The 15,669-nt window shown below is 45.8% G+C and carries 13 protein-coding genes and 1 other RNA gene; 7 read left to right on the top strand and 7 right to left on the bottom strand.

The features are described 5' to 3' along the window. Positions 1-5 precede the first annotated feature (5 nt). Both BMW79_RS31615 and BMW79_RS31610 read left to right on the top strand, forming a co-directional pair. Positions 6-1,037: a hypothetical protein gene (locus BMW79_RS31615; RefSeq protein WP_089903078.1), complete on the top strand. Its 1,032-nt coding sequence runs from the start codon at positions 6-8 to the stop codon at positions 1,035-1,037. Further along, on the top strand, positions 1,003-3,330 hold the full coding sequence (locus BMW79_RS31610; protein WP_089903075.1) for a hypothetical protein: 2,328 nt from the start codon (positions 1,003-1,005) through the stop codon (positions 3,328-3,330). Before BMW79_RS31615 ends, BMW79_RS31610 begins: the two co-directional genes overlap by 35 nt. On the opposite strand, the gene BMW79_RS31605 is transcribed toward BMW79_RS31610, so the two are convergent. Beyond that, complete coding sequence (locus BMW79_RS31605) at positions 3,331-4,566, bottom strand: FtsX-like permease family protein (protein ID WP_089903072.1); 1,236 nt, start codon at positions 4,564-4,566, stop codon at positions 3,331-3,333. A 158-nt stretch (positions 4,567-4,724) separates the two neighbouring features. Between BMW79_RS31605 and BMW79_RS31600 the strand changes: the two genes are divergently transcribed. After that, positions 4,725-6,017 carry a type IX secretion system plug protein gene (locus tag BMW79_RS31600; RefSeq protein WP_089903069.1) on the top strand — a complete coding sequence of 431 codons (1,293 nt, stop codon included), beginning with the start codon at positions 4,725-4,727 and terminating at the stop codon, positions 6,015-6,017. 52 nt (positions 6,018-6,069) lie between these two features. Here BMW79_RS31600 and BMW79_RS31595 read toward each other — a convergent pair whose 3' ends face one another. The 5 genes from BMW79_RS31595 to ffs all read right to left on the bottom strand — a co-directional run bounded on the left by BMW79_RS31595 (position 6,070) and on the right by ffs (position 11,093). Beyond that, positions 6,070-7,383 (bottom strand): NAD(P)/FAD-dependent oxidoreductase, encoded by a 1,314-nt coding sequence (locus tag BMW79_RS31595; protein WP_089903066.1) that lies wholly within the window; start codon positions 7,381-7,383, stop codon positions 6,070-6,072. Positions 7,384-7,817: 434 nt separating this feature from the next. Further along, positions 7,818-8,528, bottom strand: a complete 711-nt coding sequence (locus BMW79_RS31590) for an MIP/aquaporin family protein (protein WP_089903063.1) — start codon at positions 8,526-8,528, stop codon at positions 7,818-7,820. Between the two features lie 34 nt (positions 8,529-8,562). After that, the gene (glpK, locus tag BMW79_RS31585) at positions 8,563-10,056 is read right to left on the bottom strand and encodes a glycerol kinase GlpK (RefSeq protein WP_218150488.1); all 1,494 of its coding nucleotides are present in this window, start codon (positions 10,054-10,056) and stop codon (positions 8,563-8,565) included. 162 nt (positions 10,057-10,218) lie between these two features. Further along, the gene (gene fsa, locus BMW79_RS31580; RefSeq protein ID WP_089903060.1) at positions 10,219-10,869 is read right to left on the bottom strand and encodes a fructose-6-phosphate aldolase; all 651 of its coding nucleotides are present in this window, start codon (positions 10,867-10,869) and stop codon (positions 10,219-10,221) included. Between the two features lie 124 nt (positions 10,870-10,993). Beyond that, positions 10,994-11,093, bottom strand: an RNA gene (ffs, locus tag BMW79_RS31575) — signal recognition particle sRNA small type. 203 nt (positions 11,094-11,296) lie between these two features. Between ffs and BMW79_RS31570 the strand changes: the two genes are divergently transcribed. Next, complete coding sequence (locus tag BMW79_RS31570; protein WP_245752760.1) at positions 11,297-11,740, top strand: DUF5684 domain-containing protein; 444 nt, start codon at positions 11,297-11,299, stop codon at positions 11,738-11,740. Between the two features lie 50 nt (positions 11,741-11,790). Here BMW79_RS31570 and BMW79_RS31565 read toward each other — a convergent pair whose 3' ends face one another. Continuing rightward, positions 11,791-12,531 (bottom strand): RDD family protein, encoded by a 741-nt coding sequence (locus tag BMW79_RS31565; RefSeq protein ID WP_089903057.1) that lies wholly within the window; start codon positions 12,529-12,531, stop codon positions 11,791-11,793. A 120-nt stretch (positions 12,532-12,651) separates the two neighbouring features. Between BMW79_RS31565 and BMW79_RS31560 the strand changes: the two genes are divergently transcribed. The 3 genes from BMW79_RS31560 to BMW79_RS31550 are packed head-to-tail and all read left to right on the top strand — an operon-like array spanning position 12,652 to position 15,667. Then, positions 12,652-13,647, top strand: a complete 996-nt coding sequence (locus BMW79_RS31560; protein ID WP_089903053.1) for a stage II sporulation protein M — start codon at positions 12,652-12,654, stop codon at positions 13,645-13,647. Positions 13,648-13,649: 2 nt separating this feature from the next. Further along, positions 13,650-14,441 carry a DUF4129 domain-containing protein gene (locus BMW79_RS31555; protein WP_089903050.1) on the top strand — a complete coding sequence of 264 codons (792 nt, stop codon included), beginning with the start codon at positions 13,650-13,652 and terminating at the stop codon, positions 14,439-14,441. Then, the gene (locus BMW79_RS31550; protein WP_143059309.1) at positions 14,438-15,667 is read left to right on the top strand and encodes a DUF4350 domain-containing protein; all 1,230 of its coding nucleotides are present in this window, start codon (positions 14,438-14,440) and stop codon (positions 15,665-15,667) included. The genes BMW79_RS31555 and BMW79_RS31550 overlap by 4 nt, the downstream gene beginning before the upstream one ends. Positions 15,668-15,669 lie beyond the last annotated feature (2 nt).

The following is a 15,669-nucleotide window of genomic DNA, read 5'->3' as shown; positions in this document are numbered from 1 at the left end:
ACATTATGATCCCCCGGATATTACTGGCCATATTGTTTTGTACCCTCCTTTCCTGTCGCGACGGGATACCAAGGGTAGTGCGGCCCGCCTTTTATTACTGGAAACAAACCTGGACCGGCAATGCCACCGAACGGAAATATGTAGAAGAATTGCCGGCAAGGCGACTTTACATAAAACTGTTTGATGTGGATGTGGATGAAGTCACCAAAGCACCAGTGCCGGTGGCCATGTTCAAACAACAGGCGCCTTTACCCACTGGTGTGGAAATAGTGCCGGTGGTATTTCTCATGAACGAGGTATGGGCTAAACCAGATCCTAAGCTGGCAGAAAATGTGGCCAGGCTGATGGAGCAGCTGTGCGACTCTTTCCCCGCAGGCAGCATTCATGAAATTCAACTGGATTGCGACTGGACACAAACTTCCCGGGCCGCCTATTTCGCTTTTATAGAACAGATAAAGAAAACAAGCTTCTTTCAACACCGCCGGGTATCTGCTACCATCCGGCTGTACCAGGTAAAGTATGCCGTTCGTACGGGTGTACCGCCGGTAGACAGGGGCTTGCTGATGTGCTATAATATGGGCGATCTGCGTAAGCCCGGACCGCATAATTCCATCCTGGATTTATCTACTATGGAGTCCTACCTTGGTGAAAACCGGGTAAAGGATTATCCTTTACCTTTGGATGTGGCATTTCCCTTGTTCAGCTGGAGTGTTTTGTTCCGGAATGGCACGGAATATACCGGTATTTTAAGAAATGTAGGATCGGCTGAATTGCAGGATACCACTACCTTTGCGCGGGGTGCAGCTTCTTTGTATACCGTACGGAAGGATACCCTGATAAAGGGATATGCTTTAACAAAAGGAAGTGTGATCCGGAGGGAAACAACAGACCTGGAAACATTAGCGGCATCGGCAGCGATGGTGGCAAAACAATTGCAAACACGGGAGCCGGTTATTATATTTTATCATCTTGATTCTACAACCCTGGAAAAATATCCATTGGATGAACTACAGAAAATTTATCGTCTTTTCAATTAGCTTTTGTCTGGTTTTCCTGGGCAATGTAATTTATACTTTGTCCTGTGGCCCGATACCAGACCCCTACGATTATTACATTTCCTTTTTTGGCCCGCATACCAAAGGCGCAGGATATGAGCCGTTTTACTATACTGCGCTGAGCCAGTTTTACGGAGATCCCACCCCTTCAGAAGAAACTGCGAATGTGGCCGACTGGCAAAACTATACCGGTAAGAAGGTAACGGAAAAGGATATACGTGAATATATTTACACCTATCCGAAAGAACTGTTTTCGTCTATAGCATCGGGAAGCGCGTCTTTACCGGACAGTGTAAAGAAGAATACTTTTGCCCAGTTCATGGGAAAAGAAAAGAACCGGGAGGCCGCACGTTATCTGTTGTTTGCAAAGTCGTGCGAACCTGCGGTAATCAATGCCGATCCATGGTCTGTGCCTGAAAGGAACAATGCGTTGTTATCCGCATTGTATACAGAAGGAAAAGAACTGTATGATAAAACATCAGATAAAGATATCCGTTCCCGTTATGCTTTTCAATTGATCCGACTGGAACATTACCAGAAAGATTACCATGATGCAGTCACCTCTTTTGATCAGCTGTTTGGTACAAAGGAAAATTCCTCTTTGGTGTACTACAAGGCTTTGGCGTTGAAAGCGGGCGCCTTGCTGCGTTTGAAGGATTCTGTGCAGAGTGCTTACTTGTTTTCGCGGGTGTTTGAAAACGCCCCTTCTCTGCGTACTTCCTGTTTTACCAGTTTGCTGTGGACCAACACCACCGGTAAGCAGGTGTATCCATTGTGTAAGAATGACCATGAAAAAGCAATGGTGGCGGCGATCTTCGGATTTACCAACTCTACACAGGATGTTACTGCTTTGCGGCAGGTATATGCTTTTGATCCTGCTTCTCCGGCACTGAATATATTACTGGCAAGGGAAATTAATAAGCTGGAGGATAATTACTTCAATACCCGCTTTACGAATGAAATGACGTACGGTTCTTTGGGTATTCATGACTACAATGCTACTGATCAGGCGGGGTTGGTAACCGGGCTGAATTCACTGCAAACCCTGGTGGATAGCCTGGTTCAACTGGGTAAATTAAAAGATATGGACCTGTGGCGGGTGTCATCTGCCTACCTTTCCTATATCCGGAAAGATTACCCGAAGGCTGCACAGCGACTGGCGGAAGTGAAAACAAAAGATCCTGATGTAAAAGACCAGTGGGAAATTGTGAACCTCCTGGTGAATATTAACCAGCAACAGAAAATCGACAGTGCTTTTGAATCCCGTCTGCTGGCTTCTTTCAAGTGGCTGGATGCGAAAACCAAAGATGCGGGAAAGAGTTGGTATCCGGGATATGAATCCAACAAAAGTTATTTCTTTGGTAAAACATACCGCAACCTGTTATTTGCTATCCTGGCTCCCCGTTATCACCAGCAGGGAGAAGCATGGAAGGAGGCGCTGATCAGGGGCCGCTGCGATTCCCTGCAGATGAATGACTATTTTATTTCCGGTATTTCGGCGGTAGAGCAGATAACAGATGATATGAAATCGCAGGAACTGATCCGTTTAAAAGAGTTTCTGCAACAGCCCGTGAAAACACCGTATGAATCTTACCTGGCGGGCTTCTTCCCGAAGGGTGTAAATATGGACCATACAATTGGGGTGAGCTATATGCGGGTGCATGATTTCAACAGCGCACGCACCTGGTTTAAAAAAGCGGGGCCTGGTGCCCTGGATGTTTCTTACCAGGTGTTCCGGGATCAGTTACAGGATTTCGGGGAAGATACTGCGGTAGCAGGCTACAACAAAGAGATCAACCAGTTACAGTTTTGCGAACGTATGGTACAATTGCAGGAGAAAATGAAGATAGCGCCGGTACCTCCAAAAGTGTATTACGATTATGCGTCTGCGTTATTTAGTATCTCTTACTATGGTCGTACCTGGTATTTTGTAAAGGGCAACCGGCCGTCTACAGATTGGTACACCGCTTCCTGCGATAAAGATGCATTTGAAAAGCAGTATTTCGGTTGTTATGCAGCAGAAAGCTATTATGGCAAAGCGGCACAGGCCAGTACAGACAAGGAGTTCAGGGCCCGCTGTGCTTTTATGGCAGCCCGTTGTTCACAGAAACATACTGCCAATACTGACGATGATAACAAGTATATCACCGCGTTGGTGCACAACCGCTATTTCCCGATGCTGGCCAATAACTTTGCACAAACAAAGTTCTACGCGCAGGCATATGAACAGTGCAGTTATCTGCGTGACTATGTGAAAAGTACCCGGAAAAAATAACTATTTAAACTGGATGGCCTTTACAGGTGTGATCCGCCGGATGATCCTGGCAGGGATCAGCAGTATGGAGGTACAGATCAGGAAGGTGCCTATGTTGATCAGTACAATGTCCATCCAGTGGAGCGATACGGCAGCCACTGACATGTAATAGGATTCTTCCGGAAGCTTGAAGATGCCGGTGGCTTGCTGGAAGAAAGCAATGCCCAGTCCGAATACGTCGCCGATCAGGATGCCCAGTATGATAATATAAGCCGCCTGGTAAACGAATATTTTCTGGATATCCCAGTTACGCATACCAAGTGCTTTGGCGATACCGATCATATTGGTACGTTCCAGAATCAGGATGAGGATCGCCGTAATCATGTTGATAATGGCTACGATGGTCATGATGATGATGATGATCAGTTCGTTCTGGTTCTGCAGTTGCAGCCAGTCGAAGATATTCGGATAAATATCCCGGATGGTACGGGTGAAGAGCTGATCGGGGAGGAGGTTGTAATCGATATACCTCGCAGTGGAGTCCATATTCCGGTAGTTGTACAGCGAAATTTCATACCCGCCCACCTGCGTAGGGTCCCAGTCGTTCAGTTTGCGGATGAGGTTCAGATCACCGATCACATAGGTTTTATCGTATTCCTCAATCCCTGTTTTAAATATGCCCGTCACCGTTAGCTTGCGCGCCCGGGGCGGTAAGCCTCCGCCCTGGATAAAATAGATAATCACTTTATCGTTCACTTTCAGCTGAAGCTCACCGGCCATGTACTGGGAAATCATAATTTCCGGCGCGTAGGCGCTATCATTGTATTGCAGGAGCTGGCCGGATTGCAGGAAGCGCTTTAGCTGTGGCCAGTCGTATCCTTTGTCGATGCCTTTGAAGATGATCCCGTCTATTTCCTTTTCAGACTTGATGATGGCTGATTTGGTAGCGTAGTTGCTGATCGTTTTGATGCCGGGTGTCAGTTTGATGCTGTCTATCAGGCTTTGACGGCTGTAAAAGGGGATTTCTTCGGTGAGCGGACCGGCATTGGGCTGGTACTGATTAATATGGATATGTCCCCAGAAACTGAAGATTTTCTCCTGTATGACCTGTTGAAAACCGTTTACCAGTGCTGTTGCCAGGATCATTACCGCTACGCTCACCGCAGTGGCGGCTATTGCTATATTGATAATGAATTTTGAAAAAGAAGATCCCTTATTGAAAGCAATCCGTCTGGCAATAAAAAATGATAAACGCATGGAACAAATATAGGGAAAAGCTGAAAGTGCAAAGCATAATGCAAAAAGGGGGAAGGGGTGATTGGAGCGGATAAATATTCTATCTTCGCCGGAATCGAGCTACCAGGCATTTGGCTTTCCGCTTTTAATCGTAACTTGAATACACTCAATTACCTCGTATGCGTACAGCAGCATTATTTTTTACAATAGCCCTTGTTTCCTGTTTTTTCAGCAATAGCATCTCTGCCCAATTGAATGCTATTACTCCGGACCATGTGTATTATAACAACATCAAATCGGTGAAGTTTAACCAGGCGGGCGATCCCCTGAGTTTACCGATGTATACCATTGGTACTACTGAGAAGCTGGAATTGTCTTTCGATGACATGGACAACGATGTAAAGAACTACTACTATTCTTTTGTGCTTTGCAACGCCGACTGGACACCCGCCCAGGTGAATCAGTTTGACTATATGCGTGGTTTCTCTGAAACAAGGATCCTCAATTACAAGTTATCCAGTGTATCGCTGGCGCGCTATACCCATTACAGTATCCAGTTGCCGGGCACTAACAGTTACCCGGTGAAATCCGGGAATTACCTGCTGAAAGTATACCTGGATAGTGATACATCTCAACTGGCCTTTACCCGCAGGATGTTTGTGGTAGAAAACAAGGCAGGCATAGCCGGCTTTATCCAGCAGCCTATTGCACCGAAGTTGTTTAAAACGCATCAGAAGATCAATTTTGAGATAAATACCGGTTCCCTGAATATCCAGAATCCGTTTGATCAGATCAAGGTAGTGGTATTACAGAATTATCGCTGGGATAATGCCTTAACAGGTTTGAAACCACAATTTATCAATGGCAATATCTTAAAATACAATGCCGAACAGGACTGTATTATGCCTGCGGGTAAGGAATACCGCTGGATTGATCTGCGAAGCTTCCGGTTGCAAACGGAGCGGGTGCAGCGTTCGGAATATCACAGTAAAAGTACCGATGTATTTGCCGTTCCGGACCTGGAAAGGGCAGATAAGCTATACCAGTTTATTAAAGATATTAACGGGAAATATTACCTGGCTACCCTCGATGATTATGATCCTAATTTCGAAGGTGATTATGCTTCCGTACATTTTTCTTTTGTAGCGCCGGAGCCTTATGCGGGATATGATATGTATATCTTTGGGGAGTTTACCAATTATGAGTGCAACAACATGAACAAGTTATCTTATAATGGCGCCAGCCGTGCTTATGAAGGCACCTTGTTCCTGAAGCAGGGATACTACAATTATATCTACGGATTGGTGGATAAAACCACGCCTAGTGCAAAGTTCAGTACAGATATGACGGAAGGGGATTACTGGGAAACGGAAAATAATTATACGATCCTGTTGTATTACCGGGCATTAGGGGGAAGATCGGATGAACTGGTATCTTCGATTACATTGAATTCGATTTTGAATAGGAAGTAACTTTGTTAAATGATAAAAAAAAGGAGGTGTCTTATAAAGACACCTCCTTTTTTTATGCCCCTATACTTTGTCTTAATTTTACAATATTTGCGGCACCTCTTTTTATAATAATCCGGGTACCTCTTTCGTACGTAAAGTACCGGTAAAACCAATTGATAAATACCACCAGTTTGTTCCTGAATCCCAGCAGGCTCATAAGGTGTACCACCATCCAGGCTACCCAGGCGAGGTAACCGCTCATGCGTATACCGGCAAATTCTGCTACTGCCCTGTTGCGACCAATGGTGGCCATGCTGCCGAGGTCTTTGTAATTAAAACCTTTCATGGGTTTATTCTCCATAGAAAGTTTCAGGTTATGTGCTACATTTTTCCCCTGCTGAATCGCTACCTGTGCCACCATGGGGTAGCCTTTAGGGAAGCGTGGATCGTTGGTCATCTGTGCGATGTCGCCGATGGCGTATACGTTCGTGAATCCCTGTATCTGGTTCAGTTCATTAACGATGATGCGGCCATTGGGCAGGATAATGTCGGCAGGAATACCTTTTACGGGGATACCTTTTACACCGGCAGACCAGAGTAGTGACTGGGTTTGAATCAGTTCGCCGGTGCTGAGTGTAACGGTTTTGCCATCGTATTCTTTTACGCCGGTGCTGGTGAGTACGCGAACGCCTATATCCTGGAGGGCCTGTAATGTTTTCCGGGAGGTTTCTTCACTGAAGGAGGCCAGTAGTTTGGGGCCTGCTTCAATAAGGTATACATTCATCAATGATTGTGGCAGGGTGGGATAATCTTTCGGCATGATGTATTTGCGCAGTTCTGCGAAGGCGCCGGCAAGTTCTACGCCGGTAGGTCCACCGCCTACCATAACGAAGTTGAGTTTGGATTTTATTTCTTCCTGGTCCTGCAGCAGCAGGCTTTCTTCAAACTGTTTTACCACATAGTTCCTGATCTGTACGGCTTCTATGAGGGATTTCATTCCAATGGCATTTTCTTCGATATTCTTATTGCCGAAGAAGTTGGTATTACTGCCGGTGGCGAAAATGAGGTAATCGTAGCGTATTTCGCCGATACCTGTTTCCAGTATATTATCTGCATTCCTTATGCCGGTTACTTCCGCCATACGGAATACGAGGTTATGTTGTTTTCTGAAGATGCCGCGTAACGGGAAGGCAATGCTGTCTGGTTCCAGTCCGGCAGTTGATACCTGGTAAAGCAGCGGCTGGAACAGGTGATAGTTGTTCCTGTCCAGTAACACTACCTGAACGGGTGCATGCTTAAGTTGTTTGGCCAGATTTACGCCGCCGAATCCACCACCTACTATTACTACGCGTGGTTGTTTTGTTTCCGGAATGTTGGGCTGAATCATAATTCGTCATTTTAGAAATTGTGATATGGTACCTCTATCAGTTAACTACTACCCTGCTAAATTGTTGGCAAACGGTATACCATCGTTAATGATTCTCAAAGTTACAAAACTTTCAGAAAAAAATGAAAGTAATGAAGAAGAAGTGGGAGAATTGATTTTAGATTTTCCGGAGAGTAGGGGCAAGCATCGACGATGATGTTCAATTTTGGGTGTTTTTTGGAAGATTTGCACTTTTTACCCAGTTGGTGTTGGAGGAAGTGCAGGCACTGTGCATGGGAGAGGTAACCGTATATGTAGGGAGGAAAGTACGATACAAAGACGACAGCCAGGTATGGGAACGGTATAAAGGAGGACGCCCGAATTGTTCGTATTTTCCGTAAAATAAGTAAAAGCTGATACGGAGGAGGTGATCAGCTCCGTATCAGTTTATGTTGTTAACTCAGGAAATACTGATAGAGAAATGCCCCTGCTGCAGCTCCGGCGAGTGGTCCGAAAACAGGTACCCAGGCATAAGCCCAGTCGCTGTCTCTTTTACCGGAAATGGGGAGCAGGAAGTGCATGAGTCGCGGTCCCAGATCCCTGGCAGGGTTGATCGCGTAACCGGTGGGGCCGCCGAGGGAGAGGCCAATGGCCAATACCACGAATGCTACAGGCAGGGCATCCAGCGAGCCTATGCCGGCGGTGGGGCCGGTGATATAGGAGATGGCCAGGATGAATACCATGGTGGCGATGAATTCCGTGAGGAAGTTGTATTTGAGATCCCGGATAGCCGGAATAGTACAGAATACGCCTAGTTTGGTGTCTGCATCGGTAGTTGCATCGAAATGTTTTTTATAGCAAAGCCATACCAGCAGTGCGCCGAGCATAGCGCCGCCTACCTGTGCCGCCATATAGGCGGGCACCTGTTCCCAGGGAAATTTGCCTTGCAGGGCCTGGGCAAAGGTAACGGCAGGATTGAGATGGGCGCCGCTGTATTTCGCGGTGGCATACACACCGATAAATACGGCCATGCCCCATCCAAGGGTGATCACGATCCATCCGCCCTGGTTGCCTTTGGATTTGGCGAGGATAACGCTGGCTACCACACCATCACCCAATACAATAAGGAACGCGGTTCCAATGATTTCGGCTAAATAAGGAGACATAAGTTGTAAGGAATATAAATGAACGTGGATAAATTTATTCTTCTGTCCATGCCTGGGCTGCTTTGATGGCGCGTTTCCATTCACCGCACAGCCGTTTGCTTTCGGCTGCTTCCATAGAGGCGTCGAAGGAAGCGTCTATTTTCCATTGCTGCGCAATGGTTTCGATGCTGTCCCAGAAACCGATGGCGAGTCCGGCGAGATAGGCGGCGCCTAAAGCCGTTGTTTCAGTGATGGTAGGGCGAACCACTCTTACATTCAGCAGATCCGCCTGGAATTGCATGAGCAGGTTGTTTTTGGTAGCGCCTCCATCCACCCTTAATTCGGTGATGGGCATACCGGCGTCTGCTTCCATAGCTTTGAGTACATCCATGGTCTGGAAGGCGATGCTATCGAGTGCGGCGCGGGCAATATGCGCAGCGGTGGAACCCCGGGTGAGCCCAACCATGGTGCCTCTTGCGTGCTGGTTCCAGTAGGGAGCGCCCAGTCCTGCAAAGGCGGGAACGAGGTATACGCCATCGCTGTGGGGCACGGTGGCGGCGAGTTTTTCCACATCGGCCGAATGGCGGATGATACCCAGACCGTCGCGCAGCCACTGCACTACGGCACCACCAATGAAGATGCTGCCTTCGAGCGCGTAAGTGGTTTTGCCGTTGATCTTCCAGGCAACCGTTGTGAGCAGGTTATTTTTGGAAGGAATCGGTTTATCGCCGGTGTTGAGTACCATGAAACAGCCGGTACCATAGGTATTTTTAAGCATCCCTGGTTGTGTACAGAGTTGTCCGAAGAGAGCGGCCTGCTGATCGCCGGCAATACCGGCAATGGGAATGCGGTAAGGTGTAAGGTTGGCTTCCGAGTAGCCGTATACTTCACTGGATTGTTTTACTTCCGGTAACATGGAAGCGGGAATATCGAAGAGGGCGAGCAGTTCTTTATCCCAATGCATATCGTGGATATTAAACAACAATGTGCGGGAGGCATTGCTCACATCTGTGATATGAAGTTTGCCGTTGGAGAAATTCCATACCAGCCAGCTGTCGACCGTACCGAAGGCGAGTTCGCCGTTTTCTGCTTTTCGGCGCGCGTCGGGTACGTTATCGAGGATCCATTTTATTTTGGTGCCGGAGAAGTAAGCATCGAGGCGAAGGCCTGTTTTATCTTTGATGAGTTGTTCTTTGCCTGCTTTGATGAGGGTATCGCAGTAGTCGGCGGTTCGTCTGTCCTGCCATACGATGGCATTGTGAATAGGTTTGCCGGTTCTTCTGTCCCAAACGATGGTGGTTTCGCGTTGGTTGGTGATACCGATGGCGGCGATGCTTTCGCCGGAAACCCTTAGTTTGAGGATGGCTTCTGCGGCTACGCTGGCCTGTGAGGTCCAGATTTCCATAGCATCATGTTCCACCCATCCCGGTTGGGGGAAAATCTGTTTAAATTCTTTCTGGGCAACTGCTTTGATGCTGCCGTCGTGATCAAAGATAATAGCGCGGGAGCTGGTAGTGCCCTGGTCCAGCGAAAGAATATATTTTGCCATCAGCTTTTCATTTATGTTCTCAAGGATATTATTACTGAATTTAAATAAATTATCCAACAAAACGTGCTCATCTCCCGGAGGGAAAGGTATATGGGACAGGTAAAAAAAATCCCCGGCGCAATTACTGCACCGGGGATACACCATCTAAAAAATATGTTGAGACTACATTTTCTTTGCGTCTTCCAGGAATTTTGCCAGACCGATATCTGTCAGCGGATGTTTCAGCAATCCGAGGATAGAATCTAACGGGCAGGTACATACGTCGGCGCCAACTTCTGCACATTTTACAATGTGGAGTGCGCTACGGATGGAAGCAGCGAGGATTTCAGTTTTGAAACCCTGTAAGCTGTAGATCTGAGCGATCTGAGCGATCAGCTCTACACCGTCCCAGTTGGTATCATCGATACGACCGATGAAAGGAGATACATAAGCAGCTCCTGCTTTTGCTGCCAGGATCGCCTGACCAGCAGAAAATACCAGGGTACAGTTAGTTCTGATACCGTTGTCGGTGAACCATTTGATGGCTTTTACGCCGTCTTTTATCATGGGCACTTTCACCACGATGTTCGGGTGAATAGCCGCCAGTTTTTTACCTTCTTCGATGATAGACTTAAAATCGGTAGATAATACTTCTGCACTTACATCGCCATCCACTATTTCGCAGATATCTTCGTAATGTTTGATAATTGCAGCTTCGCCTTTGATACCTTCTTTGGCCATCAGGGAAGGATTGGTGGTTACACCATCGAGAACGCCAAGGTCATGAGCTTCCTTTATTTGCGCCAGATTAGCTGTATCGATAAAGAATTTCATACTATGATAAATTAGTTGTCAGGAAATGAACCGTTTGCGGAATGTGCCGTCATTAGTGAAAGAGGTGGAGAAAATAGCAACCAGATACTATTGACAAGCAACTAATGACAATAAAAAAAGAAAAAAAAGGCAAGTTACTTATATCGCACCGCTACAACCACCTACCCTTGCTACATTCCTGTCCTGGGGGAGTTCAGTAGGAGCTGGTCGTATAAGACTTGCCGGTTGCAAAGGTAATATAATGTGTTGAATCTCCAAATATTAGCAGGAAAAAAGTTTAAGTTTTTTTCAAAACGCCTGCGCCCGGATCGCAGCCCTGTGTATAAGATATGAAATATATCTCCCGAAAAAAAGCTATTTTCATCAAACACACCGGTTCGGTAAAGTGTTCTAAATAAACATCTTAAAACAAACTAAACAACTCCTTATGCAAACAACCTCTTATGAAACCAGTAGCGCTTTTGGCGCTATGTTCGGCACCGGATTTATCATCTTCTTCCTGGTCCTCATTGTTTTCTTCGCTATCTGCGGCTGGAAAGTTTTTGAGAAAGCAGGCCAGGAAGGATGGAAAGCCCTCATTCCGATTTACAATGCCTATATTTTTACTATTATCATTGGCAAACCCTGGTATTGGCTGCTCCTGATGTGTATTCCTTATGTAGGTATTATCTGGACTATCTGGGGTACGAACCTCCTCAGCAAGAGTTTCGGAAAAACAGAAGGTTTTACGGTTGGATTGATATTGCTCGGTATCGTGTTTTATCCGATCCTGGCGTTCGACAGAACCATTGTATACCGTGGTCCTGCCGGTGATCCCAGCCGTTTCAATAATATTACTGATGACCTGAATTCCATCGGTAAAACCGCGTAAAATGTTTGCTTATTAAAAAGGCGGCCCGATGAGTGGCCGCCTTTTTTTGTTTAATTATCTTTGGTTGTGTAGTAGTTGTAATCGTTCAACACCGTTTCCAGGAAAGAAGTGTCTGATAACTGCGTTTCAATATGCAGTACTTCTTTTACCCGCAAAGCCACCCTGGTGGCCAGGTCATCGTCTTTCGCCTTTAAAGCCCGGTCCAGCAGGTCTTTTACCTTATTCATGTCTCTGTCAGATAATTTCATAATCTGTGGAAACTGTGGTTTATAATCGCTGGCAGACAGATCCCGGAAGATGGTTTCCTCAATACTGCCTTTTCTTTTGGTACTGATCACGATAGTTCCGGCAATGAGATCTCCCAACCGCTGGTTATATGGCGTGCGCGCAATTGCGACCGCCGGAATAATCACAGGTACCAGTGTGAAAAAATAAAGCGGCGTTTCTATTATCCGAAAAATCCATCTTATCAGGTGTTGACTGATACTGGGTTGATTGCCCGTCATACTCACCACCTGTAAGTGCATTATTTTTTTACCGGGCGTTTTTCCTTTCATGGAAATTTCCATAATGGGGAAATAAAACAGGATGGGTAGGAAAACAATAAGGAAAAATAGTACAATATGTCCGTCGAGGTAAATGTGCAGGGAACTCAATGTCATGGCCACCACCAGGTAATAAAAGCCACGCACGGCAAAATCGATAAGCCATGCCAGGGATCTTTTCATGATATCTGCTGATTCAAATTCCAGGTCTATATTGAAAGAAGTAGGTATTTTTATATCTGCCATACTCAAATTTACATATTTGTTTATATATTGTTAAACGATTTAGTATGTTTGCCGGTATTTCCCCATAAGTAACCCATTACTGTAGGTAATATCTGTATTTTAAAAGGGAAGGAACTCACTATGAGAGAATCGCTGTTTATCAAAAAGAATTTGTCCCGCTGGAAGAAATACCAGGAGGAGCCAACAGATGACCCTGATGAAATGGCGGAAAGATTTGTATCTGTATTGGATGATCTGTCTTACGCCAAAACTTTTTACAGCTTCAGTAAAGTAACCCGTTATATCAACGGTATTGCGGCCAGTATTTATCATCGTATTTACCAGAACCGGAAAGAAGATGTAGGCCGTTTCCAGTTGTTTTTCAAATACGAATTGCCGTTACTGTTCCGTAAATATCACCGGTTGCTGTTGTTTACACTTGCTTTCTTTTTGTTGTTCTGCATTATCGGCGCCTTTTCGTCTGCACATGATGAAACCTTTGTACGCGGCGTACTGGGCGATGAATATGTGAATATGACGGAACGCAATATCGCTAATAAAGATCCCTTTGGCGTATACAAAGATGGTAACCCGATCCTGATGTTTTTCCAGATCGCGTACAACAACATCATGGTGTCGTTCTATTGCTATATCGGCGGCATTTTCCTGGGAATGGGATCGCTGTACCTGCTGATGCGCAATGGCGTTATGCTGGGCGTGTTTCAGTACATCTTTTTCTCACATGGCCTGGGATGGAAATCTATCCTTGTGATCTGGATCCACGGAACACTGGAAATATCCAGTATCGTGATTGCCGGTTGCGCCGGTATTATCATGGGCAAGAGCATTCTTTTTCCCGGCACCCGCAAAAGACTGGATTCCCTGCGCAAAGGCGCAAAGGATGGTATCAAAATCATGGTTACCCTGATTCCCGTATTTATTGTGGCCGCCATCCTGGAAAGCTTTGTGACCAGGTACACGGAAATGCCGCTGGCACTGAGCCTGTTTATCCTGCTCAGTTCACTGGCTTTTATACTGGGCTATTTTATTTTTTATCCCATTTACCTGCATAAAAAAGGATATCGTTTGAGTGCGGAAGGGAAAGTATTAACACCATTTATCCTTTCAAAGCAGTAGACATGAAGCATTTTTTCCGGATAAAATATGGGTTGTTGCTGTTGTTGCTGGGATGGTTTTTGCATAGCAGCGCCCAGCGTAGCATCAACGGCGAGGAGCTGCAGCGCAGAATAGAAGAAGATAGTATCAGGACGGTGGAGGAGCTGGCGAATACACCTATGGAGGAAGAAGAATACCAGGAAGAAGCACCTGTATTTTCATTAAGAACGGCGCCTGATTCATTGGTAAAAGAACTGAAAGAAAATAAAAAACTACAATACCAGGACATTGTACAGCCACCACCAAAGCGCTATCCATGGCTGGAGCAACTGATGCGGTTTTTGTTTTCCTCTATCAGCGCTATCCGCATCATTATTATGCTGTTATTGCTGGGCGTTTTTGTATTCCTGGTATACCTTTTTATGAAGAGCAATGGCATGAGTTTCTTCCGTAAACCTCAGCTGGTAGAAGGACTTACGGAAATTGCAGAAGAAGACCTGCACAGTGCGGAAGAATATGAGGAGAAGATAAGGGCGGCAGTGGCTGCCGGAGAAACAAGGCAGGCCATACGCTGGTGGTACCTGTACACGCTGTTTCAACTGGCCGGTCGTGAATTGATTGTGCCCGGAAAAGAAAAAACCAATAACGATTACCTGCGTAGTATGCGGAATTCACCGCTCTATAAGAGATTTGCTACACTGACACTGGACTATGAGTATATCTGGTATGGCGGATTTGAGATAAGCCCCGATAATTTCAGCACCATTCACCAGGAATTCAGGGATTTTAATAACGCAATCGGAAAAGCTTCGTGAAGAATAAACTAGTCTATATCGTTGTGATCGTTGCAGTGTTACTGATAACACTGGCGGTGGTGAGCGGCAACCTGAATGGAAACAAGGAAGAGCAGACTACCGACATGACCAAGTCCTCTTTTTCCAGTAAAGATAAAAAAGCCGGAGGCGCTTATGCCGCTTTTAAACTCCTGCCACACCTTTTTAACAGGAACTCCGTGCAGGTAGTGACCAAGCCCTTTGCCAAAACGTTTGAAAAAGACAGTGAGCTGAAGTTCAGGAATAACGCGTACATCCTGGTAACCAATAAAATGTTTACCACAGAGAACGATATTTCTGCCATGCTGGATTATGTATCGAGAGGGAATGAGTTGTTTATTGCTACTAATACCATTGATCCCTTGCTGGAAAAGGCGCTGGGTTTTGTAACAGTAGAAAGCAATTCCTATCAGCATCAACCCAAGAGTGTTACGCAGCGCTATGTGGATGCAGCGGTTCCACTGGATACCAGTTTCCGTTACAACGGCATGTTCAGCGGCAGCTACTTTAAAGTGAAAGATACCTCGCACATTGAAGTGCTGGGTTATAACTATAAGAACAAGCCCAACTTTATCAGGATTACTTATCATCAGAAAGGGCATCTGTATATTTTACTGAATCCATATACCTTCTCCAACTACTTTGTATTGCATCAGCATAATGTGGCTGCACTGGAAACACAGTTGTCTTATTTAGACAACGATGCGGGCAACATCTACTGGGATGATTTTTACAATAGTCAGAATAGCGCGCAGTCCGGTGATTTCAGCGAATGGCAGGTGCTGATGCGGTATCCGTCTATGCGTTGGGCATTGTGGCTGGCACTCATACTGGCACTGCTATATGTGCTGGTGGAAAGCAAACGCCGTCAACGTATTATTCCTGATAAACCGGCCTTCAACAATACTTCCCTGGAATTTGTGGATGCTATCGGTCAGTTGTATTATCAGCAGCATAACAATTATAACCTGGCGCATAAAATGATCATTCACCTGTTGGAGTTTGTACGTTCACGTTACTACCTCAACACCAATGTGCTGAATGATGAATTTATAGTGGCTTTAAGCCGTAAGTCGATGATCGCAGAAACAGAGATCAGAACCTTGTTACAGATGATTCACCAGATCCAGCTGGACGCTGAATTGAGCGATGCCGGCCTACAGGAATTTTATAACCGCATTCAACAATTTTATTTAAATACGAAATAAAT

This window comes from Chitinophaga arvensicola (assembly GCF_900110835.1).
Classification (GTDB): domain Bacteria; phylum Bacteroidota; class Bacteroidia; order Chitinophagales; family Chitinophagaceae; genus Chitinophaga; species Chitinophaga arvensicola.
This window is presented reverse-complemented; position numbering and strand designations above follow the sequence as displayed.